We start from the raw sequence: 21,056 nt of genomic DNA on the forward strand, positions 1-21,056 counted from the left end.
AAACGAGGAAGAAGCTTTTCGCCCTGGTCAGCGTCCGTTGCTGACCACATGACAATAAAAAACCGGACGATAGCTGACAATCATCCGGTTGTGACTCTCCGTGCCGACTCGTTTTATTTCTGCGGAGTTGCAGTATGTTTCAGCGTAATTGCGAGGCTCTTCCCAGCCAGCTGTCCCAGTCTTTCCAGACCGGCTGCAGCCCCTGAGCGCTCAGGGCCGCGGCGACTGCTTCCGGACGTCGTCCATCATGCGGGGAAAACTGCTCCAGTTCAGGGTGATCATCGGCATAACCGCCCGGCTGTGTTTTGGAAAATGCGCTCACGTTGTTTATCGCAAGCGGGATCACGCGGTCGCGGAACGCCGGTGATTCACGTGTTGAGAGCGATAATTCAACCTCCGGGGCAAGCAGGCGAAACGCGCAGATCGTTTGTACCAGCTGGCGCTCGTCCATGAGTGAGGCCGGTTCAATCCCGCCAGCACACGGGCGCAGCCGGGGGAAGGAGATGGAGTAGCGGCTCTGCCAGTAGTGCTGCTGAAGCCACAACAGATGTTCCGCCACCATGTAGCAATCCACGCGCCAGCTATCGGAAAGCCCAATCAGCGCACCAAGGCCAATTTTGTCGATCCCGGCACGTCCGAGCCTGTCCGGCGTTTCAAGGCGGAAGAAGAAGTCCTGTTTCTTGCCCTTCAGGTGATGCTGGGCGTAGGTCGCTTCGTGGTACGTTTCCTGATAGACCATCACTCCATCCAGTCCGAGCGTTTTGAGCTCCGCATACTCATCCTGCGACAGGGGCTGCACTTCCATCTGCAACGAGGCGAACTGATGACGAATGGCAGGAAGGTGCTGGCGGAAGTAGTCCATCCCGACTTTGCCCTGGTGCTCACCGGTGACCAGCAGGAGATGCTCGAAGCCCATTTCCCGGATCGCCGCACACTCGCGCGCGATCTCTTCCTCATCAAGCGTCTTACGCTTAATGCGGTTGCTCATGGAGAAGCCGCAGTAGGTACAGTCATTGGCGCACAGGTTTGAGAGATAGAGCGGGACGTAAAAGCTCACCGTGTTGCCAAAGCGCTGTCGGGTGAGACGCTGGGCGCGCTGGGCCATCGGCTCCAGATAAGCGCTGGCCGCAGGGGAGAGCAGGGCCATTAAATCGTCGCGGGTCAGATGGCGCGCATTCAGTGCGCGCTCGACGTCGACCGGCGTTTTGCTGTTGATGCGCAGGGCAATGTCGTCCCAGTTAAGCTGCCGCCAGCGGTCGGTAAAGGTGGTCATGAGATTGCCTCCAGAAAACCGGTCAGCGGGCTGGTGGCCTGCGCCTGAAAACTGCGCGAGCCAGGGCCTGATTGCCGTGCCAGCAGGCCAGCCTCCACCGCCATGCGAAACGCGCGCGCCATCATGACCGGATCGTCGGCAACCGCGATGGCCGTGTTCACCAGCACCGCATCCGCCCCCATCTCCAGCGCCTGCGCCGCATGGCTTGGTACGCCAATACCCGCATCCACCACCACCGGCACGGTGGCCTGCTCAATGATGATCTCCAGCATCGCCCGGGTTTCCAGCCCCTGGTTAGAGCCAATAGGCGCGCCCAGCGGCATAACGGCGGCGCAGCCAACGTCTTCCAGACGTTTGCAGAGTACCGGATCGGCACCGCAGTAAGGCAGAACGATGAACCCTTGTTGTACCAGCTTTTCTGCCGCTTTCAGCGTCTCGATCGGGTCGGGCAACAGCCAGCGAGCATCCGGGTGAATTTCCAGCTTCAGCCAGCGTGTGCCGAGCGCTTCACGCGCCAGTTGAGCGGCGAAAATGGCCTCTTCGGCCGTTTTCGCGCCGGAAGTATTTGGCAGTAGCGTGACGCCAGCTTCCAGTAAAGGCGCCAGAATGGCATCACTGTGATGGCGCAGATCCACGCGCTTTAACGCCAGCGTGACCAGCTGGCTGCCGCTTTCACGGATGGCATCGACCATCAGCTGGGGTGATGCGAATTTCCCGGTTCCGGTAAACAGATGTGAATCAAAGACTTTATCGGCAATACGTAACATCTCAGCCCCCTGCGATAACCTGAAACAGCAGGATCTGGTCGCCTTCACTGACCTGCTGATGTTCCCACTGCTCGCGCGGCAGGATCTGTTGATTGAGCGCCAGCGCCGTTCCCGGCTTGAGCTGGCGAAGCTTATCGAGCAGCACGGCAACGGTGAGCCCGTCCTCGCATTTCATCGGCTCATCGTTAAACAGAATGCGCATTGCCGCCTCCACATACCGGGCAGTGGCTGGCGCGGTGTAACGCCAGATGACGCCAGCCGCTGGAACGGGCATCAAATAACCGCAACGTGTTGCGCTCGGTCTCCATTCCGCTGAGCAGCTTAATGGCCTCGAGCGCCTGCAGGGTACCCATCACCCCCACAACCGGGCCAAGAATGCCCGCGGTGCGACAGTTACGCTCTGGCTCAGCATCGTCTGGCCACAGACAGCGATAGCAGCCCTGCGCCCACGGCGGTGTCAGGACCATCATCTGCCCGCCGAATCCCACCGCGCTGGCGGTGATAAGCGGCGTATTTTTTGCGACACAGGCGGCGTTGATCGCCTGGCGGGTTGCCATATTGTCGGTGCAGTCCAGCACCACGTCGGCCAGGGCGACTTCTCGGAGCAGATTGTCGCCGCTGAGCCGCTCCTGACACGCAATGAGCTCAATATCCGGGTTCAGCTGGTTCAGACGCTGGCGGGTAATGTGTACTTTGGGCTGGTTGATATCCTCGGTGGTAAAGAGGATTTGACGCTGCAGGTTGCTAAGATGCACCTCGTCGTCATCGGCCAGTACCAGCGTGCCCACGCCTGCTCCGGCCAGATAGAGCGCGGCAGGCGCGCCTAATCCGCCCAGCCCGACAATCAAAACCCGGCTGGCGAGCAGCTTTTGCTGCCCGTCGATGGCGATATCCTCCAGCAGGATCTGGCGGCTATAGCGCATAAAGTCACGATCATTCATCGCCTGCTCCTGCCAGTTGTAAGAGCTGCCGGGTGGCGGCCTGCCAGTCTGCGGCCTGGGTGATGGCACTGACGACGGCGATACTGCCGACACCGGTATCCAGCACGGCCGGAGCGCGTTCAAGGCTAATCCCGCCGATGGCCACGGTCGGGTATTGCGCAAGACGCTTCACGTGAGCCGCCAGCTGTGCCAGCCCTTGTGGCGCGGAGGGCATCTGTTTAGTTTGCGTCGGGAAGACGTGTCCAAGCGCAATGTACGAAGGGCGAGCCGCCAGCGCCACGTCAATCTCCATATCGTCATGGGTCGAGACACCCAGGCGCAAACCGGCTTCCCGGATGGCATTCAGGTCTGTGGTCTCCAGGTCCTCCTGACCCAGATGCACGCCGTAGGCCTGGTGCTTTATCGCCAGTCGCCAGTAGTCGTTGATAAACAGGCGGGCGTTATACCGACGCCCCAGCGCGATGGCGGCGGCGACATCGTTCTCCACCTCCTCATCGCGTTTATCTTTGATGCGTAGCTGCAGCGTGCGTACACCTGCCTCCAGCAGGCAGGCAATCCACTCCACGCTGTCCACCACCGGGTAGAGCCCCAAACGAAAGGGCACGGGTGGGAAATCGGGCTGGTACATTACGCCTCCTCTTTTTTGAGGTAGATTTCGCCGCCTTTCGCGCGGAAGGTTTCTGACATATCCGCCATGCCCACTTCAATGGTTTGCGCGGCGGCGTAGTCACGCACCTCCTGGCTGATCTTCATCGAGCAGAATTTTGGCCCACACATGGAGCAGAAATGGGCCACTTTGCCGGACTCCTGCGGCAGGGTTTCGTCGTGATAGGCGCGGGCGGTAAACGGGTCGAGCGCGAGGTTAAACTGATCTTCCCAGCGGAATTCAAAGCGGGCCTTCGACATCGCGTTATCGCGAATTTGCGCGCCTGGATGGCCTTTCGCCAGGTCCGCAGCATGGGCGGCAATTTTGTAGGTGATAAGCCCCTGCTTCACGTCCTCTTTGTTGGGCAGACCGAGGTGCTCTTTTGGCGTCACATAGCAGAGCATGGCGCAACCGAACCAGCCGATCATCGCCGCACCAATTCCGGAGGTGAAGTGGTCGTAACCCGGGGCAATATCGGTGGTCAACGGCCCCAGGGTATAGAATGGTGCTTCATGGCAGTGCTCCAGTTCTTCCGTCATATTGCGGCGGATCATCTGCATGGGGACATGGCCCGGGCCTTCAATCATCACCTGCACGTCATACTCCCAGGCGATTTTGGTCAGCTCGCCCAGCGTGTGCAGTTCGGCAAACTGCGCTTCGTCGTTGGCATCACGAATGGAACCAGGGCGCAGGCCGTCGCCCAGCGACAGCGAGACGTCGTAAGCGGCACAGATTTCGCAGATCTCGCGGAAGTGTTCGTAGAGGAAGTTTTCCTGATGATGAGACAGACACCACTTCGCCATGATTGAGCCCCCGCGCGAGACAATGCCGGTCAGACGCTTCGCGGTCATCGGCACGTAGCGCAGCAGCACCCCCGCGTGGATGGTGAAGTAGTCTACACCCTGTTCAGCCTGCTCCAGCAGCGTGTCGCGGAACGCTTCCCAGGTGAGGTTTTCAGCGATACCGTTCACTTTCTCCAGCGCCTGATAGACCGGCACCGTTCCGATAGGCACCGGGCTGTTACGCAGGATCCACTCGCGGGTTTCGTGGATATAACGCCCGGTGGAGAGATCCATTACCGTGTCCGCGCCCCAGCGCGTTGACCAGACCAGCTTCTCGACCTCTTCTTCGATGGAGGAGGTGACCGCGGAATTACCGATATTGGCGTTGACCTTCACCAGGAAGTTGCGGCCGATAATCATCGGTTCGGATTCCGGGTGATTGATGTTGGCGGGGATAATCGCGCGGCCAGCGGCCACTTCATCGCGCACAAACTCCGGGGTGATGTTTTCCGGCAGGCGGGCACCGAAACCTTCGCCCGGATGCTGGTGGCGCAGCACTTCGCTACGGATGCGCTCACGGCCCATGTTTTCACGGATGGCGATAAACTCCATCTCCGGGGTGACGATCCCCTGACGCGCATAGTGCAGCTGGGTAACGCATTTGCCCGCTTTCGCACGTTTCGGCGTCAGCAGGCCCGCGAAGCGCAGTTCGTCCAGGCCGTCGTCGGCCAGACGCTCTTTGGTGTAGGCAGAGCTGCGAACCGTCAGTTCTTCGCAGTCGTTACGCGCGTCAATCCAGCGCTGGCGAAGTTTTGCCAGCCCCTGCTGCACGTTAATGGCCACATCAGGATCGCCGTACGGGCCAGACGTGTCGTAGACCGGCACGGCTTCGTTGTCTTCATACTGCGGGTTTTCTTTGCTGCCGCCAAGAAGCGTCGGGCTAAGCTGGATTTCGCGCATCGGAACGCGGATATCCGCCTGAGAGCCGGTGATGTAAATACGCTTAGAGTTCGGGAAAGCGGTGCCTTCCAGGGTGTCGATGAAGTGTTGGGCGTGTGCGCGCTGTTCGCGGCGGGTCAGTTTAGTAGTAGACATAGCTCATTCCAAAAGTGAAGGACATGGCTTGTCAGACGACGGATGAAGCAAGAGGAGATCGCCCGGGGCGATACTACAGCAGTTTTACTCTTGTTCCCTTCGCAGGTATTAGCCTGATCAGGTTCCGCGGATCCCGAATTAACGGTCTCAGCCCGTGCTTTCACACTGGGCACTCCGACAAGAAATTTACACGCCATCGTTCACGCTATCGCATGAATGATTTCGTGTAATACCCCCTCCTGAGAGGGGCGAATGTTTGTAAACTACTCGTTAACGATTAAGAACTCAAGCAGGCCGCGCGATGTTATCTTCGTTGCTGGCCTTAGAATCGTTATCCAGTACGAGGGCGATCAGCTTATCCTCCAGCGAGAATCGCTCTTCCAGCGCTTCGCCGAGATCGGACAGCGCCTGTTGAAACTCAAGGTAGTTGTCGTGATCGATGGCGTTCTCGAGGGTGGAATCGTAGTAATTCATGATCTGCTGGGTATTGGCTTCCAGCAGTGGGTAGAGTTTGGATGCCGTTAAATACGGGCTAGTGCCTTCCATTTCGCGGATAATGCGTTCATAAATATTGAAATGGCCGTCGGACAGGTAGTCGACCAGGCTCTGACAAAAATCATCCAGCGCTTTTTCATTCAGCCGCATAAACGATTCTTTGCCAGGCTTAATACCGACCAGATTGTAATAAGCCACGAGTAGATGCTTGCGCACATGTAGCCAGCGATCCACCAGTTTGTTACTTCCTCTAACGCGCTCAGTCAGGCTTTCTAGCTGGTTTAACATGTTCGACTCCGCAAGGTTTAGAATTGATTCTGCTTATCCAAAATGTAACCACAATGCTAACAACATGTCAGTGAAGCGAAGGTAGTGCAATAGATATGGATCGTATTATTGAAAAATCAGATCTGGGTTGGTGGATTGTCAGTCACGAACAAAAATTATGGCTGCCCGGTGGGGAAATACCCTATGGCACTGCCGATCGTTTCGATCTCGTTGGTCAGCCTGCGCTGAAGATCGGCGAGTGGCAAGGGGAGCCGGTGTGGTTGATCCAGCAGCCTCGCCGCCAGGACATGGGATCCGTTCGTCAGGTGCTGGATCTTGATGTGGGCCTGTTCCAGCTGGCAGGCCGTGGCGTGCAGCTGGCCGAGTTTTACCGATCGCATAAATACTGCGGCTACTGCGGGCATATCATGCACCCGAGTAAAACCGAGTGGGCCATGCTCTGCAGCCACTGCCGTGAACGCTATTATCCGCAGATTGCACCGTGCATTATCGTCGCTATCCGGCGTGACGATTCCATCCTGCTGGCGCAACATACCCGCCATCGCAACGGCATTCATACTGTTCTTGCCGGGTTCGTTGAAGTGGGCGAAACGCTGGAGCAGGCGGTGGCGCGTGAAGTGATGGAAGAGAGCGGGATCCGGGTGAAGAACCTGCGTTACGTAACGTCTCAGCCGTGGCCGTTCCCGCAGTCGCTGATGACGGCGTTTATGGCCGAATACGATAGCGGTGAGATTGTTATCGACCAGAAAGAGCTGCTGGACGCGAACTGGTACCGTTATGACGATTTGCCACTGTTACCCCCGCCGGGAACGGTAGCCCGTCGGCTGATAGAAGATACCGTGGCAATGTGTCGGGCCGAGTATGAGTAGTGTTACACTCACGGACTGACGCAATAAGGAACTGCAAAATGACCGAACTGAAGAACGATCGTTATCTGCGTGCGCTGCTGCGCCAGCCCGTTGATGTCACCCCGGTGTGGATGATGCGCCAGGCGGGGCGCTATCTGCCAGAGTACAAAGCCACGCGTGCGCAGGCGGGTGATTTTATGTCGCTGTGCAAAAATGCCGAGCTGGCCTGCGAAGTGACGCTCCAGCCGCTGCGCCGCTACCCGCTGGATGCCGCTATTCTCTTTTCGGACATTCTGACCATTCCGGATGCCATGGGCCTTGGGCTCTATTTCGAAACCGGTGAAGGTCCGCGTTTCACCTCCCCGATCAAAAGCAAAGCCGACGTTGATAAGCTGCCGGTACCGGATCCTGAGCAGGAGCTGGGGTATGTGATGAACGCCGTGCGCACAATTCGCCGTGAACTGAAAGGCGAAGTGCCGCTGATTGGCTTCTCAGGCAGCCCGTGGACGCTGGCGACCTATATGGTGGAAGGTGGCAGCAGCAAAGCCTTTACCGTCATTAAAAAGATGATGTACGCGGAGCCACAGGCGCTGCATACGCTGCTCGACAAGCTGGCGAAGAGCGTCACACTCTATCTTAACGCGCAGATTAAAGCAGGCGCGCAGTCGGTGATGATTTTCGATACCTGGGGCGGCGTGCTGACCGGGCGCGATTACCAGCAGTTCTCGCTGTATTACATGCATAAAATCGTCGATGGCCTGCTGCGTGAAAACGAAGGTCGCCGGGTGCCGGTGACGCTGTTCACCAAAGGCGGCGGGCAGTGGCTGGAAGCCATGGCCGCAACCGGCTGTGACGCGTTGGGTCTCGACTGGACAACCGATATTGCCGATGCGCGCCGTCGCGTGGGTGACAAAGTGGCGCTGCAGGGCAACATGGACCCGTCTATGCTCTATGCTCAGCCTGCCCGTATTGAGGAAGAGGTGGCCTCCATTCTTGCTGGTTTCGGCCAGGGCGAAGGACACGTGTTCAACCTCGGGCACGGTATTCATCAGGATGTACCGCCAGAACACGCTGGCGCGTTTGTGGAGGCGGTGCACCGACTTTCTGCACATTATCATCAGTAAGGAGTGGTTATGGATCTCGCGTCATTACGCGCTCAACAGATAGAACTGGCCTCATCCGTGATCCGCGAGGATCGTCTGGACACAGACCCGCCGCAGTACATTGGCGGAGCAGATGTGGGGTTTGAGCAGGGAGGTGAAGTGACGCGGGCGGCAATGGTGCTGCTGAAGTATCCCTCGCTGGAACTGGTGGAGTACAAGGTGGCGCGTATCGCCACCACCATGCCGTACATTCCTGGCTTTCTCTCATTCCGTGAATATCCCGCGCTGCTGGCAGCGTGGGAGCAACTCTCGCAAAAACCCGACCTGCTGTTTGTCGACGGCCATGGTATCTCTCATCCGCGCCGCTTAGGCGTCGCCAGCCATTTTGGGCTGCTGGTGGATGTCCCTACCATTGGTGTGGCTAAAAAACGCCTGTGCGGTGCGTTTGAGCCGCTCTCCGCCGAGCCAGGCGCGCTGGCACCTCTCATCGATAAGGGTGAGCAACTGGCGTGGGTCTGGCGCAGTAAAGCGCGTTGTAACCCCCTGTTTATCGCCACCGGGCATCGGGTGAGCACGGACAGTGCGCTGGCGTGGGTGCAGCGCTGCATGAAAGGGTATCGCTTACCGGAGCCCACCCGCTGGGCTGATGCGGTAGCGTCAGGGCGTCCGGCTTTTACGCGTTGGCAAGAAATTCAGTGATGATTCAGGTAAACTGCGGCTAATTTTCGATTCGAGACCTCATCATGCTACAAAACCCGATTCATCTGCGCCTTGAGAAGCTGGAAAGCTGGCAGCACGTGACTTTTATGGCTTGCCTGTGCGAGCGCATGTATCCCAACTATGCCGCGTTCTGCAAGCAGACAGGCTTTGGTGAAGGGCAGATTTATCGCCGCATCCTGGATTTAATCTGGGAGACGCTGACGGTCAAAGACGCTAAGGTGAACTTCGACTCTCAGCTTGAAAAGCTTGAAGAGGCGATCCCGGCGGCGGATGACTACGACCTGTATGGTGTCTATCCGGCCATTGATGCCTGCGTGGCATTAAGCGAACTGATTCATTCCCGTCTGAGCGGTGAAACGCTGGAGCATGCTATCGAAGTCAGCAAGGCATCCATTACGACCGTCGCGATGCTGGAAATGACCCAGGAAGGTCGGGAAATGACCGACGAAGAGCTGCGAGTGAACCCCGCGGTTGAGCAGGAATGGGATATCCAGTGGGAAATTTTCCGCCTGCTGGCAGAGTGTGAAGAACGTGATATTGAGCTGATAAAAGGGCTCCGTGCGGACTTACGTGAGGCTGGTGAGAGCAATATTGGTATAATTTTTAACCAATGAGACAACAAAACTTGATATAACGCTCGTTTTGTCGCTCCTCGACTCTTCCCTTTCGCCCCTTGTCTGGTCTACATTTGGGGGGCGAAAAAAAGTGGCTATCGGTGCGTGTATGCAGGAGAGTGCTTTTTTGGCATTTTCGTCGCACTCGATGCTTAGCAAGCGATAAACACATTGAAAGGATAACTTATGAACAAGACTCAACTGATTGATGTAATTGCGGACAAGGCTGATCTGTCTAAAGTGCAGGCTAAAGCTGCTCTGGAATCTACCCTGGCTGCTATTACTGAGTCTCTGAAAGAAGGTGATGCTGTACAACTGGTTGGTTTCGGTACCTTCAAAGTGAACCACCGCGCTGAGCGTACTGGCCGCAACCCGCAGACCGGTAAAGAAATCAAAATCGCCGCAGCTAACGTGCCGGCATTTGTTTCTGGTAAAGCACTGAAAGACGCTGTTAAGTAAGACGCGTGGCAGTGAACAGTTTTAACGAAGGGGCGGCAACGCCCCTTTTGTCTGTCTGGCGCGGTCTTTTCGCGCTGGCGGGCGTGATGTTTCTGTCCGCCTGTAGCCACGACACCTCTCTGCCACCGTTTACCGCCAGCGGCTACGCTGACAACCAGGGTGCGGTGAGGATCTGGCGCAAAGATTCTGGCGGCGAAGTGCATCTGCTTTCTGCTTTCAGTCCGTGGCATAACGGCAATACGTCGACCGCGGAGTATCGCTGGCAGGGCGATGACCTGTCGCTGATAGAACTGAATGTCTACAGCAAGACCCCCGAACATGTGAAAGTGCGTTTTGATGACCATGGCGAGCTGAGCTTTATGCAGCGGGAAGTCAGCGGTCAAAAACAGCAGCTTTCCAGCGATCAAGTCGCACTCTATCGTTATCGTGCCGAACAAATCCGCCAGACCAGCGATGCGCTGCGTCAGGGACGCGTTGTGCTGCGCCAGGGGCGCTGGCATGCCGATGGCACGGTAACAACCTGCGAAGGGCAAACCGTTAAGCCTGAGCTTGAAACCTGGGCAACCGAACATATTGAGCGCCGTCAGCGGCATTCATCAATGGAAGTGAGTGTGGCGTGGCTGGAAGCGCCGGAAGGTTCTCAACTGCTGCTGGTCGCGAACGAAGACTTCTGCACCTGGCAGCCGACAGAAAAGAGTTTTTGAGTGATGTCCCCTCTCCCTGACGGGAGAGGGGCTGGCTGAAGAATTACTCGCCCTGCTCACGCGCAATTGCGCGATAGCCGATATCCTGGCGGCTAAAGCTACCGTTCCAGTGAATATCTGCCATCAGCGCATAGGCACGCTTCTGTGCTTCTGCAACGGTGTGACCCAGCGCGGTCGCACACAGTACACGGCCGCCATTGGTCAGCACGCGATCGTCGTCAGACAGCTTCGTGCCGGCGTGGAATACCTTCGCGCCTTCCACTTCTTCCAGCGGTAAACCGTGGATCTCATCACCGGTGTTGTAATTGCCCGGATAACCCCCTGCAGCAATCACCACGCCCAGAGAAGCACGTTCATCCCACTCAGACGTTTTCTCATCCAGCTTACCTTCACAGGCGGCAAGACACAGTTCCACCAGGTCAGATTTCATGCGCAGCATGATTGGCTGCGTTTCCGGATCGCCGAAGCGGCAGTTGAACTCAATCACCTTCGGATTGCCCTGTTTGTCGATCATCAGGCCTGCATAGAGGAAACCGGTGTAAGTATTACCTTCAGCAGCCATGCCTTTGACGGTTGGCCAGATGATGCGGTCCATGGTGCGCTGATGCACTTCGTCAGTGACCACAGGGGCAGGGGAGTAAGCGCCCATACCGCCGGTGTTCGGCCCGGTATCTGCATTGCCAACGCGTTTATGATCCTGGCTGGTGGCCATCGGCAGAACATGCTCGCCGTCGACCATCACGATAAAGCTCGCCTCTTCACCGTCAAGGAACTCTTCAATCACGATGCGATGGCCCGCATCGCCAAAGGCGTTGCCTGCCAGCATATCCTGAACCGCGGCTTCGGCTTCCTCGAGCGTCATCGCCACGATAACGCCTTTACCGGCGGCCAGACCGTCGGCTTTGATAACGATAGGCGCACCTTTTTCACGTAAGTAAGCCAGGGCTGGCTCTACTTCGGTGAAATTCTGATATTCCGCCGTCGGGATGTTATGACGTGCGAGGAAATCTTTGGTGAAGGCTTTCGAACCTTCCAGCTGTGCAGCCCCTTCCGTTGGGCCGAAGATTTGCAGGCCAGCAGCCCGGAAGGCGTCAACGACGCCAATCACCAGCGGCGCTTCCGGACCCACGATGGTCAGATCGATTTTCTCCTGCTGAGCAAAGCTCAACAGGGCCGGGATATCGGTCACGCCGATAGCGACGTTCTGTAACGTGGGTTCCAGCGCAGTACCGGCATTACCCGGTGCCACAAAGACGGTTTTCACCTGCGGCGACTGAGCCGCTTTCCACGCCAGAGCATGCTCGCGCCCACCATTACCAATGACTAATACTTTCATTTTCTGCTCCGTGGATTAATGGCGGAAGTGACGCATGTCGGTGAAGATCATCGCAATACCGTGTTCGTCAGCAGCGGCAATGACTTCGTCGTCACGGATTGAGCCGCCAGGCTGGATAACACAGGTAATGCCCACTGCAGCAGCAGCGTCGATACCGTCACGGAACGGGAAGAAGGCGTCAGAGGCCATTGCCGAGCCTTTCACTTCCAGACCTTCATCGGCCGCTTTGATACCCGCAATTTTCGCGGAGTAAACGCGGCTCATCTGGCCTGCGCCTATTCCGATGGTCATGTTCTCTTTTGCATAGACAATCGCGTTGGATTTCACGAACTTCGCAACCTTCCAGCAGAACAGCGCGTCACGCAGTTCCTGCTCGGTAGGCTGGCGTTTCGTCACGACGCGCAGATCGCCCGCGGTGACCATGCCCAGATCGCGATCCTGAACCAGCAGACCGCCGTTCACGCGTTTGAAGTCCAGACCCGGTACGCGCTCAGCCCACTGGCCGCACACCAGTACGCGCACGTTCTGTTTTGCCGCGGTGATTTTCAGGGCTTCGTCGGATGCAGAAGGAGCGATGATCACTTCGACAAACTGACGGGAGATGATGGCCTGTGCTGTGTCAGCGTCCAGCTCGCGGTTGAAGGCGATAATGCCGCCGAATGCGGAGGTTGGGTCGGTTTTATACGCGCGATCATAGGCGTCGAGAATGGAGGTGCTTACCGCTACGCCACATGGGTTCGCGTGCTTCACGATTACGCAGGCGGGTTCACTGAACGCTTTCACGCACTCGAGCGCTGCATCGGTGTCAGCGATGTTGTTATAGGAGAGTGCCTTGCCCTGAACCTGCTGTGCGGTCGCAACAGAGGCTTCTTTTACCTCTTCTTCTATATAGAAGGCAGCCTGCTGGTGGCTGTTCTCTCCGTAACGCATATCCTGCTTCTTAATGAAGTTCAGGTTCAGTGTACGCGGGAAGCGGCCGGAAGGTTCAGTGCTTTCGCCATGATAAGCAGGCACCAGGCTACCGAAGTAGTTGGCGATCATGCTGTCGTACGCGGCGGTGTGCTCGAATGCTTTGATGGCGAGGTCGAAACGCGTCTCCAGCGTCAGCGACCCTTCGTTGGCATCCATCTCATTAATAATGGTGTTGTAGTCGCTGCTCTTCACCACGATGGCAACATCTTTATGGTTCTTAGCCGCTGAGCGCACCATGGTTGGGCCGCCGATATCAATATTTTCGACGGCGTCTTCCAGAGAGCAGCCTTCGCGGGCAACGGTCTGCGCGAACGGGTAGAGGTTAACGACGACCATGTCGATTGGCGCGATATCATGCTTTTCCATAATGCCGTCGTCCTGGCCGCGACGGCCAAGAATACCGCCGTGGACCTTCGGGTGCAGGGTCTTGACGCGTCCATCCATCATTTCCGGAAAACCGGTGTAATCGGACACTTCGGTTACCGGCAGACCTTTCTCTGCTAACAGGCGAGCGGTACCACCTGTAGAAAGCAGCTCCACACCGCGTGCAGAAAGTGCCTGAGCGAATTCGACGATACCGGCTTTATCAGAAACACTGAGCAGAGCGCGGCGGACTGGACGACGTTGTTGCATGGTAAATCCCCTGGATTTCACGATTACAGAGAGCGTTAGATGAATTTTCCAGCGAAAAACTCATCTAACACACCTGACGAGGCATCCTTGTTAAGCGCGAGCATTTTAACGAAAACGTTTGCGCAACGCTCGCGAATTTTCACTTTTTCGTATCTCTGTGGATAAGTCTGTGTGTAAAAGGGTATAAGGCGGGGTTTTGCTGGGGAATGCAGCAGTCAGTCATTTTTCTGTCATTTAGCGGTTGCGGCCTGCTGAGAACTCCCTATAATGCGCCTCCATCGACACGGCAGATGTGAATCACTTCACAGTTAACCCGGTCGGTTGAAGAGAAAAAATCCTGAACTTCAGGGTTGACTCTGAAAGAGGAAAGCGTAATATACGCCACCTCGCGACGGTGAGCTGCAAGCCGCGTCGCAACTGCTCTTTAACAATTTATCAGACAATCTGTGTGGGCACTCAAAGTGACATGGATTCTTAATGTCTTCGGACAAAAAATGAATACCAAGTCTCTGAGTGAACATACGTAATTCATTACGAAGTTTAATTCACGAGCATCAAACTTAAATTGAAGAGTTTGATCATGGCTCAGATTGAACGCTGGCGGCAGGCCTAACACATGCAAGTCGAACGGTAGCACAGAGAGCTTGCTCTCGGGTGACGAGTGGCGGACGGGTGAGTAATGTCTGGGAAACTGCCTGATGGAGGGGGATAACTACTGGAAACGGTAGCTAATACCGCATAACGTCGCAAGACCAAAGAGGGGGACCTTCGGGCCTCTTGCCATCAGATGTGCCCAGATGGGATTAGCTAGTAGGTGGGGTAACGGCTCACCTAGGCGACGATCCCTAGCTGGTCTGAGAGGATGACCAGCCACACTGGAACTGAGACACGGTCCAGACTCCTACGGGAGGCAGCAGTGGGGAATATTGCACAATGGGCGCAAGCCTGATGCAGCCATGCCGCGTGTATGAAGAAGGCCTTCGGGTTGTAAAGTACTTTCAGCGGGGAGGAAGGTGTTGTGGTTAATAACCGCAGCAATTGACGTTACCCGCAGAAGAAGCACCGGCTAACTCCGTGCCAGCAGCCGCGGTAATACGGAGGGTGCAAGCGTTAATCGGAATTACTGGGCGTAAAGCGCACGCAGGCGGTCTGTCAAGTCGGATGTGAAATCCCCGGGCTCAACCTGGGAACTGCATTCGAAACTGGCAGGCTAGAGTCTTGTAGAGGGGGGTAGAATTCCAGGTGTAGCGGTGAAATGCGTAGAGATCTGGAGGAATACCGGTGGCGAAGGCGGCCCCCTGGACAAAGACTGACGCTCAGGTGCGAAAGCGTGGGGAGCAAACAGGATTAGATACCCTGGTAGTCCACGCCGTAAACGATGTCGACTTGGAGGTTGTGCCCTTGAGGCGTGGCTTCCGGAGCTAACGCGTTAAGTCGACCGCCTGGGGAGTACGGCCGCAAGGTTAAAACTCAAATGAATTGACGGGGGCCCGCACAAGCGGTGGAGCATGTGGTTTAATTCGATGCAACGCGAAGAACCTTACCTACTCTTGACATCCAGAGAACTTAGCAGAGATGCTTTGGTGCCTTCGGGAACTCTGAGACAGGTGCTGCATGGCTGTCGTCAGCTCGTGTTGTGAAATGTTGGGTTAAGTCCCGCAACGAGCGCAACCCTTATCCTTTGTTGCCAGCGGTCCGGCCGGGAACTCAAAGGAGACTGCCAGTGATAAACTGGAGGAAGGTGGGGATGACGTCAAGTCATCATGGCCCTTACGAGTAGGGCTACACACGTGCTACAATGGCGCATACAAAGAGAAGCGAACTCGCGAGAGCAAGCGGACCTCATAAAGTGCGTCGTAGTCCGGATTGGAGTCTGCAACTCGACTCCATGAAGTCGGAATCGCTAGTAATCGTAGATCAGAATGCTACGGTGAATACGTTCCCGGGCCTTGTACACACCGCCCGTCACACCATGGGAGTGGGTTGCAAAAGAAGTAGGTAGCTTAACCTTCGGGAGGGCGCTTACCACTTTGTGATTCATGACTGGGGTGAAGTCGTAACAAGGTAACCGTAGGGGAACCTGCGGTTGGATCACCTCCTTACCTTAAAGAACCTGCCTTTGTAGTGCTCACACAGATTGTCTGATGAAAAGTAAATAGCAAGGCGTCTTGCGATTGAGACTTCAGTGTCCCCTTCGTCTAGAGGCCCAGGACACCGCCCTTTCACGGCGGTAACAGGGGTTCGAATCCCCTAGGGGACGCCACTTGCTGGTTCGTGAGTGAAAGTCACCTGCCGACATATCTCAAAACTCATCTTCGGGTGACGTTTGAGATATTTGCTCTTTAAAAATCTGGATCAAGCTGAAAATTGAAACGACACACATGTTATGTGTGTTCGAGTCTCTCAAATTTTCGCAAACCGGTGATGAATCGAAAGAAACATCTTCGGGTTGTGAGGTTAAGCGACTAAGCGTACACGGTGGATGCCCTGGCAGTCAGAGGCGATGAAGGACGTGCTAATCTGCGAAAAGCGCCGGCGAGGTGATATGAACCTTTGACCCGGCGATGTCCGAATGGGGAAACCCAGTGTGTTCCGACACACTATCGTTAACTGAATACATAGGTTAACGAGGCGAACCGGGGGAACTGAAACATCTAAGTACCCCGAGGAAAAGAAATCAACCGAGATTCCCCCAGTAGCGGCGAGCGAACGGGGAGCAGCCCAGAGTCTGAATCAGCTTGTGTGTTAGTGGAAGCGTCTGGAAAGTCGCACGGTACAGGGTGACAGTCCCGTACACGAAAGCACACAGGCTGTGAACTCGAAGAGTAGGGCGGGACACGTGGTATCCTGTCTGAATATGGGGGGACCATCCTCCAAGGCTAAATACTCCTGACTGACCGATAGTGAACCAGTACCGTGAGGGAAAGGCGAAAAGAACCCCGGCGAGGGGAGTGAAAAAGAACCTGAAACCGTGTACGTACAAGCAGTGGGAGCCTCTTTATGGGGTGACTGCGTACCTTTTGTATAATGGGTCAGCGACTTATATTCTGTAGCAAGGTTAACCGTATAGGGGAGCCGAAGGGAAACCGAGTCTTAACTGGGCGTTAAGTTGCAGGGTATAGACCCGAAACCCGGTGATCTAGCCATGGGCAGGTTGAAGGTTGGGTAACACTAACTGGAGGACCGAACCGACTAATGTTGAAAAATTAGCGGATGACTTGTGGCTGGGGGTGAAAGGCCAATCAAACCGGGAGATAGCTGGTTCTCCCCGAAAGCTATTTAGGTAGCGCCTCGTGAACTCATCTTCGGGGGTAGAGCACTGTTTCGGCTAGGGGGCCATCCCGGCTTACCAACCCGATGCAAACTACGAATACCGAAGAATGTTATCACGGGAGACACACGGCGGGTGCTAACGTCCGTCGTGAAGAGGGAAACAACCCAGACCGCCAGCTAAGGTCCCAAAGTCATGGTTAAGTGGGAAACGATGTGGGAAGGCACAGACAGCCAGGATGTTGGCTTAGAAGCAGCCATCATTTAAAGAAAGCGTAATAGCTCACTGGTCGAGTCGGCCTGCGCGGAAGATGTAACGGGGCTAAACCATGCACCGAAGCTGCGGCAGCGACACTATGTGTTGTTGGGTAGGGGAGCGTTCTGTAAGCCGTTGAAGGTGTCCTGTGAGGGGTGCTGGAGGTATCAGAAGTGCGAATGCTGACATAAGTAACGATAAAGCGGGTGAAAAGCCCGCTCGCCGGAAGACCAAGGGTTCCTGTCCAACGTTAATCGGGGCAGGGTGAGTCGACCCCTAAGGCGAGGCCGAAAGGCGTAGTCGATGGGAAACAGGTTAATATTCCTGTACTTGGTGTTACTGCGAAGGGGGGACGGAGAAGGCTATGTTAGCCGGGCGACGGTTGTCCCGGTTTAAGCATGTAGGCGGAGGTTCCAGGTAAATCCGGTTCCTTGTTAACGCTGAGGTGTGATGACGAGGCACTACGGTGCTGAAGTAACAAATGCCCTGCTTCCAGGAAAAGCCTCTAAGCATCAGGTAACATCAAATCGTACCCCAAACCGACACAGGTGGTCAGGTAGAGAATACCAAGGCGCTTGAGAGAACTCGGGTGAAGGAACTAGGCAAAATGGTGCCGTAACTTCGGGAGAAGGCACGCTGATATGTAGGTGAAGCCCCTGCGGGTGGAGCTGAAATCAGTCGAAGATACCAGCTGGCTGCAACTGTTTATTAAAAACACAGCACTGTGCAAACACGAAAGTGGACGTATACGGTGTGACGCCTGCCCGGTGCCGGAAGGTTAATTGATGGGGTTAGCGGCAACGCGAAGCTCTTGATCGAAGCCCCGGTAAACGGCGGCCGTAACTATAACGGTCCTAAGGTAGCGAAATTCCTTGTCGGGTAAGTTCCGACCTGCACGAATGGCGTAATGATGGCCAGGCTGTCTCCACCCGAGACTCAGTGAAATTGAACTCGCTGTGAAGATGCAGTGTACCCGCGGCAAGACGGAAAGACCCCGTGAACCTTTACTATAGCTTGACACTGAACACTGGTCCTTGATGTGTAGGATAGGTGGGAGGCTTTGAAGCGTGGACGCCAGTCTGCGTGGAGCCAACCTTGAAATACCACCCTTTAATGGCTGGTGTTCTAACGTAGACCCGTAATCCGGGTTGCGGACAGTGTCTGGTGGGTAGTTTGACTGGGGCGGTCTCCTCCCAAAGAGTAACGGAGGAGCACGAAGGTTAGCTAATCCTGGTCGGACATCAGGAGGTTAGTGCAATGGCATAAGCTAGCTTGACTGCGAGAGTGACGGCTCGAGCAGGTGCGAAAGCAGGTCATAGTGATCCGGTGGTTCTGAATGGAAGGGCCATCGCTCAACGGATAAAAGGTACTCCGGGGATAACAGGCTGATACCGCCCAAGAGTTCATATCGACGGCGGTGTTTGGCACCTCGATGTCGGCTCATCACATCCTGGGGCTGAAGTAGGTCCCAAGGGTATGGCTGTTCGCCATTTAAAGTGGTACGCGAGCTGGGTTTAGAACGTCGTGAGACAGTTCGGTCCCTATCTGCCGTGGGCGCTGGAGAATTGAGGGGGGCTGCTCCTAGTACGAGAGGACCGGAGTGGACGCATCACTGGTGTTCGGGTTGTCATGCCAATGGCACTGCCCGGTAGCTAAATGCGGAAGAGATAAGTGCTGAAAGCATCTAAGCACGAAACTTGCCCCGAGATGAGTTCTCCCTGAGACTTTAAGTCTCCTGAAGGAACGTTGAAGACTACGACGTTGATAGGTCGGGTGTGTAAGCGCAGCGATGCGTTGAGCTAACCGATACTAATGAACCGTGAGGCTTAACCTTACAACGCCGAAGGTGTTTTGGCGATGAGAGACGATTTTCAGCTGATACAGATTACAGAATTTGCCTGGCGGCTTTAGCGCGGTGGTCCCACCTGACCCCATGCCGAACTCAGAAGTGAAACGCCGTAGCGCCGATGGTAGTGTGGGGTCTCCCCATGTGAGAGTAGGGAACTGCCAGGCATCAATTAAAAGAACCCCGTACCGTATGGTGCGGGGTTTTTTGCTTGTCATCCCTAAACCACCTCCTGGGGAGGTGGTGATTGTTCCTGTAAGGCTCTAGCCTGAAGAATGCCCATGTCGGAATATCTTTGCTTACTCACCACAAGTAAAAGGAGACAAACCGACATGGGGCTTTACAGGAGTTCATCACATGTATATTGGCGTTGCAAATACCACATAGTCTGGACGCCGAAGTACCGTTTCAGGATCCTGAAAGATAAGCTGGGTAAAGAACTTTACAGGACAATCTACATTCTCTGCGGAATCAAAGATTGTGAGGTTCTGGAGCTAAATGTTCAGCCAGATCATGTACATCTCGTTGTCATTGTCCCACCGAAAATTTCTATATCCACTCTGATGGGGCATCTGAAAGGCCGCAGCGCTATCAGGCTCTACAATCGTTTTCCGCACATAAGAAAGAAGCTATGGGGCAATCATTTTTGGTCCCGCGGATACTTTGTAGATACGGTGGGGGTAAATGAAGAAATAATCAGACGATATGTGCGGCATCAGGAGAAAACGGAACAGACACATGAACAGCAGATGGAATTGTTAGAGTAGTTAGTGGAAAGTGATAGTAGCCCCCCTTACAGGGGGCATTCTCAAAAGCCACCTTCTAAGAAGGTGGTCTTTTACTTTTGGGCTTCTTACTTCCTCCTTGAAACTTTCTCACCTTCCGCTTGCAGACTCGACATTCAGCCTGTTTCTGGGTATCGTTAGCTGTCTGGATGTCTAAACGTTTATACGTATGCTGTGAGGATATGAGGTTATGCCGATTCGGGTGCAGGACGAGCTACCAGCCGTCAATTTCTTACGTGATGAAAACGTCTTTGTGATGACGACTTCACGCGCTACAGGTCAGGAAATTCGCCCACTGAAGGTGCTTATTCTCAATCTGATGCCGAAAAAGATCGAAACAGAGAACCAGTTCCTGCGTTTGCTTTCGAACTCGCCGCTGCAGGTTGATATCCAGCTGCTGCGAATCGATGCCCGTGAGTCGCGAAATACGCCTTCTGAGCATCTGAATAATTTTTACTGTAACTTCGACGACATTCGCGACGAAAACTTCGACGGGCTGATTGTGACCGGTGCACCGCTGGGCCTGGTCGAATTTAATGATGTTGCCTACTGGCCGCAGATCAAACAGGTACTGGAGTGGGCTAAAGATCACGTCACGTCCACGCTGTTTGTTTGTTGGGCGGTGCAAGCCGCCCTGAATATCCTCTATGGGATCCCCAAACAAACCCGCACTGAGAAGCTTTCAGGTGTTTACGAGCACCACCTTGTTCAACCTCACGCCCTGTTGACGCGCGGGTTCGATGACTCCTTCCTGGCCCCACACTCGCGCTACGCCGATTTTCCGGCACAGCTGATTCGTGATTACACCGATCTCGATATCCTGGCCGAAACCGAAGACGGGGATGCTTACCTGTTTGCCAGTAAAGACAAGCGCATTGCCTTTGTTACCGGCCATCCTGAGTACGATCCGAACACCCTCGCGTCGGAGTATTTCCGTGACGTTGAAGCCGGTCTGAATCCGGACGTTCCGTACAACTATTTCCCCAAAAACGATCCACAGAACAAACCGAGAGCCACCTGGCGTAGCCACGGGAATTTGCTGTTTACGAACTGGCTCAACTATTACGTCTACCAGATCACACCATACGATCTGCGTCACATGAATCCAACGCTGGAGTAATCTTCTGTACTAAACGATCCTAAAGCGTTTCAGCTATTCACATCAGGCACCTTCGGGTGCCTTTTTCATTTCCGAAATACCACTCAACAAACAATAAAACTTT

At 55.2% G+C, this 21,056-nt stretch carries 17 protein-coding genes, 1 tRNA gene, 3 rRNA genes, 1 pseudogene and 1 riboswitch; of the genes and pseudogenes, 12 read left to right on the forward strand and 10 right to left on the reverse strand.

The annotated features are described in order from the left end of the window. Positions 1 to 139 precede the first annotated feature (139 nt). From thiH to ACN9MQ_RS01115, 7 genes are all read right to left on the reverse strand, one after another. Positions 140 to 1,273 (reverse strand): 2-iminoacetate synthase ThiH, encoded by a 1,134-nt coding sequence (thiH, locus tag ACN9MQ_RS01085; protein ID WP_426021632.1) that lies wholly within the window; start codon positions 1,271 to 1,273, stop codon positions 140 to 142. Beyond that, positions 1,270 to 2,040: a thiazole synthase gene (gene thiG / locus ACN9MQ_RS01090; RefSeq protein ID WP_014168160.1), complete on the reverse strand. Its 771-nt coding sequence runs from the start codon at positions 2,038 to 2,040 to the stop codon at positions 1,270 to 1,272. Before thiG ends, thiH begins: the two co-directional genes overlap by 4 nt. A 1-nt stretch (position 2,041) precedes the next feature. Beyond that, positions 2,042 to 2,242, reverse strand: a complete 201-nt coding sequence (gene thiS / locus ACN9MQ_RS01095) for a sulfur carrier protein ThiS (protein ID WP_014168161.1) — start codon at positions 2,240 to 2,242, stop codon at positions 2,042 to 2,044. Further along, positions 2,226 to 2,981 (reverse strand): HesA/MoeB/ThiF family protein, encoded by a 756-nt coding sequence (locus tag ACN9MQ_RS01100; RefSeq protein ID WP_032679364.1) that lies wholly within the window; start codon positions 2,979 to 2,981, stop codon positions 2,226 to 2,228. Before ACN9MQ_RS01100 ends, thiS begins: the two co-directional genes overlap by 17 nt. Next, complete coding sequence (thiE, locus tag ACN9MQ_RS01105) at positions 2,974 to 3,609, reverse strand: thiamine phosphate synthase (protein WP_219372595.1); 636 nt, start codon at positions 3,607 to 3,609, stop codon at positions 2,974 to 2,976. The genes ACN9MQ_RS01100 and thiE overlap by 8 nt, the downstream gene beginning before the upstream one ends. Then, positions 3,609 to 5,504 (reverse strand): phosphomethylpyrimidine synthase ThiC, encoded by a 1,896-nt coding sequence (thiC, locus tag ACN9MQ_RS01110; protein WP_149376851.1) that lies wholly within the window; start codon positions 5,502 to 5,504, stop codon positions 3,609 to 3,611. Before thiC ends, thiE begins: the two co-directional genes overlap by 1 nt. 77 nt (positions 5,505 to 5,581) lie before the next feature. Continuing rightward, a riboswitch (TPP riboswitch) is annotated at positions 5,582 to 5,691 on the reverse strand. Between the two features lie 98 nt (positions 5,692 to 5,789). Further along, on the reverse strand, positions 5,790 to 6,287 hold the full coding sequence (locus ACN9MQ_RS01115; RefSeq protein ID WP_014168165.1) for an Rsd/AlgQ family anti-sigma factor: 498 nt from the start codon (positions 6,285 to 6,287) through the stop codon (positions 5,790 to 5,792). A gap of 95 nt (positions 6,288 to 6,382) precedes the next feature. Between ACN9MQ_RS01115 and nudC the strand changes: the two are divergent. Next, a pseudogene (nudC, locus tag ACN9MQ_RS01120) lies at positions 6,383 to 7,087 on the forward strand (NAD(+) diphosphatase); the annotation flags it as partial. Here nudC and ACN9MQ_RS01125 read toward each other — a convergent pair. Beyond that, positions 7,023 to 7,193: an LEPR-XLL domain-containing protein gene (locus tag ACN9MQ_RS01125; protein WP_373457285.1), complete on the reverse strand. Its 171-nt coding sequence runs from the start codon at positions 7,191 to 7,193 to the stop codon at positions 7,023 to 7,025. The pseudogene nudC and the gene ACN9MQ_RS01125 sit on opposite strands and share 65 nt — an antisense overlap. Before the next feature lies 1 nt (position 7,194). Here ACN9MQ_RS01125 and hemE point away from each other — a divergent pair, with 1 nt between their 5' ends. The 5 genes from hemE to ACN9MQ_RS01150 all read left to right on the forward strand — a co-directional run bounded on the left by hemE (position 7,195) and on the right by ACN9MQ_RS01150 (position 10,735). Then, positions 7,195 to 8,259, forward strand: a complete 1,065-nt coding sequence (gene hemE / locus ACN9MQ_RS01130; protein WP_020882986.1) for a uroporphyrinogen decarboxylase — start codon at positions 7,195 to 7,197, stop codon at positions 8,257 to 8,259. Positions 8,260 to 8,268: 9 nt separating this feature from the next. Next, complete coding sequence (nfi, locus tag ACN9MQ_RS01135; protein WP_025206412.1) at positions 8,269 to 8,937, forward strand: deoxyribonuclease V; 669 nt, start codon at positions 8,269 to 8,271, stop codon at positions 8,935 to 8,937. Positions 8,938 to 8,981: 44 nt separating this feature from the next. Then, positions 8,982 to 9,572, forward strand: a complete 591-nt coding sequence (locus ACN9MQ_RS01140) for a YjaG family protein (RefSeq protein WP_014168169.1) — start codon at positions 8,982 to 8,984, stop codon at positions 9,570 to 9,572. Between the two features lie 186 nt (positions 9,573 to 9,758). Then, positions 9,759 to 10,031, forward strand: a complete 273-nt coding sequence (hupA, locus tag ACN9MQ_RS01145; RefSeq protein ID WP_002445246.1) for a nucleoid-associated protein HU-alpha — start codon at positions 9,759 to 9,761, stop codon at positions 10,029 to 10,031. A gap of 11 nt (positions 10,032 to 10,042) precedes the next feature. Beyond that, on the forward strand, positions 10,043 to 10,735 hold the full coding sequence (locus ACN9MQ_RS01150) for a DUF1481 domain-containing protein (protein ID WP_279260802.1): 693 nt from the start codon (positions 10,043 to 10,045) through the stop codon (positions 10,733 to 10,735). Positions 10,736 to 10,778: 43 nt separating this feature from the next. Here the strand turns inward: ACN9MQ_RS01150 and purD are convergent, their stop codons facing one another. Further along, positions 10,779 to 12,071: a phosphoribosylamine--glycine ligase gene (purD, locus tag ACN9MQ_RS01155; RefSeq protein ID WP_020882989.1), complete on the reverse strand. Its 1,293-nt coding sequence runs from the start codon at positions 12,069 to 12,071 to the stop codon at positions 10,779 to 10,781. A 15-nt stretch (positions 12,072 to 12,086) separates the two neighbouring features. Beyond that, the gene (purH, locus tag ACN9MQ_RS01160; RefSeq protein WP_032679371.1) at positions 12,087 to 13,676 is read right to left on the reverse strand and encodes a bifunctional phosphoribosylaminoimidazolecarboxamide formyltransferase/IMP cyclohydrolase; all 1,590 of its coding nucleotides are present in this window, start codon (positions 13,674 to 13,676) and stop codon (positions 12,087 to 12,089) included. A gap of 562 nt (positions 13,677 to 14,238) precedes the next feature. Between purH and ACN9MQ_RS01165 the strand changes: the two genes are divergently transcribed. From ACN9MQ_RS01165 to metA, 6 genes are all read left to right on the forward strand, one after another. Next, positions 14,239 to 15,778: ribosomal RNA gene (locus tag ACN9MQ_RS01165) — 16S ribosomal RNA — on the forward strand. Between the two features lie 85 nt (positions 15,779 to 15,863). Further along, positions 15,864 to 15,939, forward strand: a tRNA-Glu gene (locus ACN9MQ_RS01170). A 192-nt stretch (positions 15,940 to 16,131) separates the two neighbouring features. After that, positions 16,132 to 19,036: ribosomal RNA gene (locus ACN9MQ_RS01175) — 23S ribosomal RNA — on the forward strand. A 63-nt stretch (positions 19,037 to 19,099) separates the two neighbouring features. Then, positions 19,100 to 19,215: ribosomal RNA gene (rrf, locus tag ACN9MQ_RS01180) — 5S ribosomal RNA — on the forward strand. Together the 16S, 23S and 5S rRNA genes with 1 tRNA gene alongside form the textbook arrangement of a ribosomal RNA operon. Positions 19,216 to 19,380: 165 nt before the next feature. Beyond that, the gene (tnpA, locus tag ACN9MQ_RS01185) at positions 19,381 to 19,815 is read left to right on the forward strand and encodes an IS200/IS605 family transposase (RefSeq protein ID WP_041162689.1); all 435 of its coding nucleotides are present in this window, start codon (positions 19,381 to 19,383) and stop codon (positions 19,813 to 19,815) included. Between the two features lie 208 nt (positions 19,816 to 20,023). Beyond that, positions 20,024 to 20,953 carry a homoserine O-acetyltransferase MetA gene (gene metA, locus ACN9MQ_RS01190; RefSeq protein WP_014168174.1) on the forward strand — a complete coding sequence of 310 codons (930 nt, stop codon included), beginning with the start codon at positions 20,024 to 20,026 and terminating at the stop codon, positions 20,951 to 20,953. Positions 20,954 to 21,056: the final 103 nt, after the last annotated feature.

Origin of the sequence: Enterobacter sp. R-25, assembly GCF_049913205.1 — a bacterium.
GTDB classification, from domain to species: Bacteria; Pseudomonadota; Gammaproteobacteria; order Enterobacterales; family Enterobacteriaceae; genus Enterobacter; species Enterobacter ludwigii.

Excerpts from the sequence above, each read along its gene's own strand:
- ACN9MQ_RS01140 (WP_014168169.1), top strand. The coding sequence starts at position 8,982 with ATGCTACAAAACCCGATTCATCTGCGCCTTGAGAAGCTGGAAAGCTGG.
- nfi (WP_025206412.1), top strand. The coding sequence starts at position 8,269 with ATGGATCTCGCGTCATTACGCGCTCAACAGATAGAACTGGCCTCATCC.
- thiC (WP_149376851.1), bottom strand. The coding sequence starts at position 5,504 with ATGTCTACTACTAAACTGACCCGCCGCGAACAGCGCGCACACGCCCAA.
- hemE (WP_020882986.1), top strand. The coding sequence starts at position 7,195 with ATGACCGAACTGAAGAACGATCGTTATCTGCGTGCGCTGCTGCGCCAG.
- thiE (WP_219372595.1), bottom strand. The coding sequence starts at position 3,609 with ATGTACCAGCCCGATTTCCCACCCGTGCCCTTTCGTTTGGGGCTCTAC.
- tnpA (WP_041162689.1), top strand. The coding sequence starts at position 19,381 with ATGGGGCTTTACAGGAGTTCATCACATGTATATTGGCGTTGCAAATAC.
- thiH (WP_426021632.1), bottom strand. The coding sequence starts at position 1,273 with ATGACCACCTTTACCGACCGCTGGCGGCAGCTTAACTGGGACGACATT.
- hupA (WP_002445246.1), top strand. The coding sequence starts at position 9,759 with ATGAACAAGACTCAACTGATTGATGTAATTGCGGACAAGGCTGATCTG.
- purD (WP_020882989.1), bottom strand. The coding sequence starts at position 12,071 with ATGAAAGTATTAGTCATTGGTAATGGTGGGCGCGAGCATGCTCTGGCG.
- ACN9MQ_RS01115 (WP_014168165.1), bottom strand. The coding sequence starts at position 6,287 with ATGTTAAACCAGCTAGAAAGCCTGACTGAGCGCGTTAGAGGAAGTAAC.
- purH (WP_032679371.1), bottom strand. The coding sequence starts at position 13,676 with ATGCAACAACGTCGTCCAGTCCGCCGCGCTCTGCTCAGTGTTTCTGAT.
- thiG (WP_014168160.1), bottom strand. The coding sequence starts at position 2,040 with ATGTTACGTATTGCCGATAAAGTCTTTGATTCACATCTGTTTACCGGA.
- metA (WP_014168174.1), top strand. The coding sequence starts at position 20,024 with ATGCCGATTCGGGTGCAGGACGAGCTACCAGCCGTCAATTTCTTACGT.
- ACN9MQ_RS01100 (WP_032679364.1), bottom strand. The coding sequence starts at position 2,981 with ATGAATGATCGTGACTTTATGCGCTATAGCCGCCAGATCCTGCTGGAG.
- thiS (WP_014168161.1), bottom strand. The coding sequence starts at position 2,242 with ATGCGCATTCTGTTTAACGATGAGCCGATGAAATGCGAGGACGGGCTC.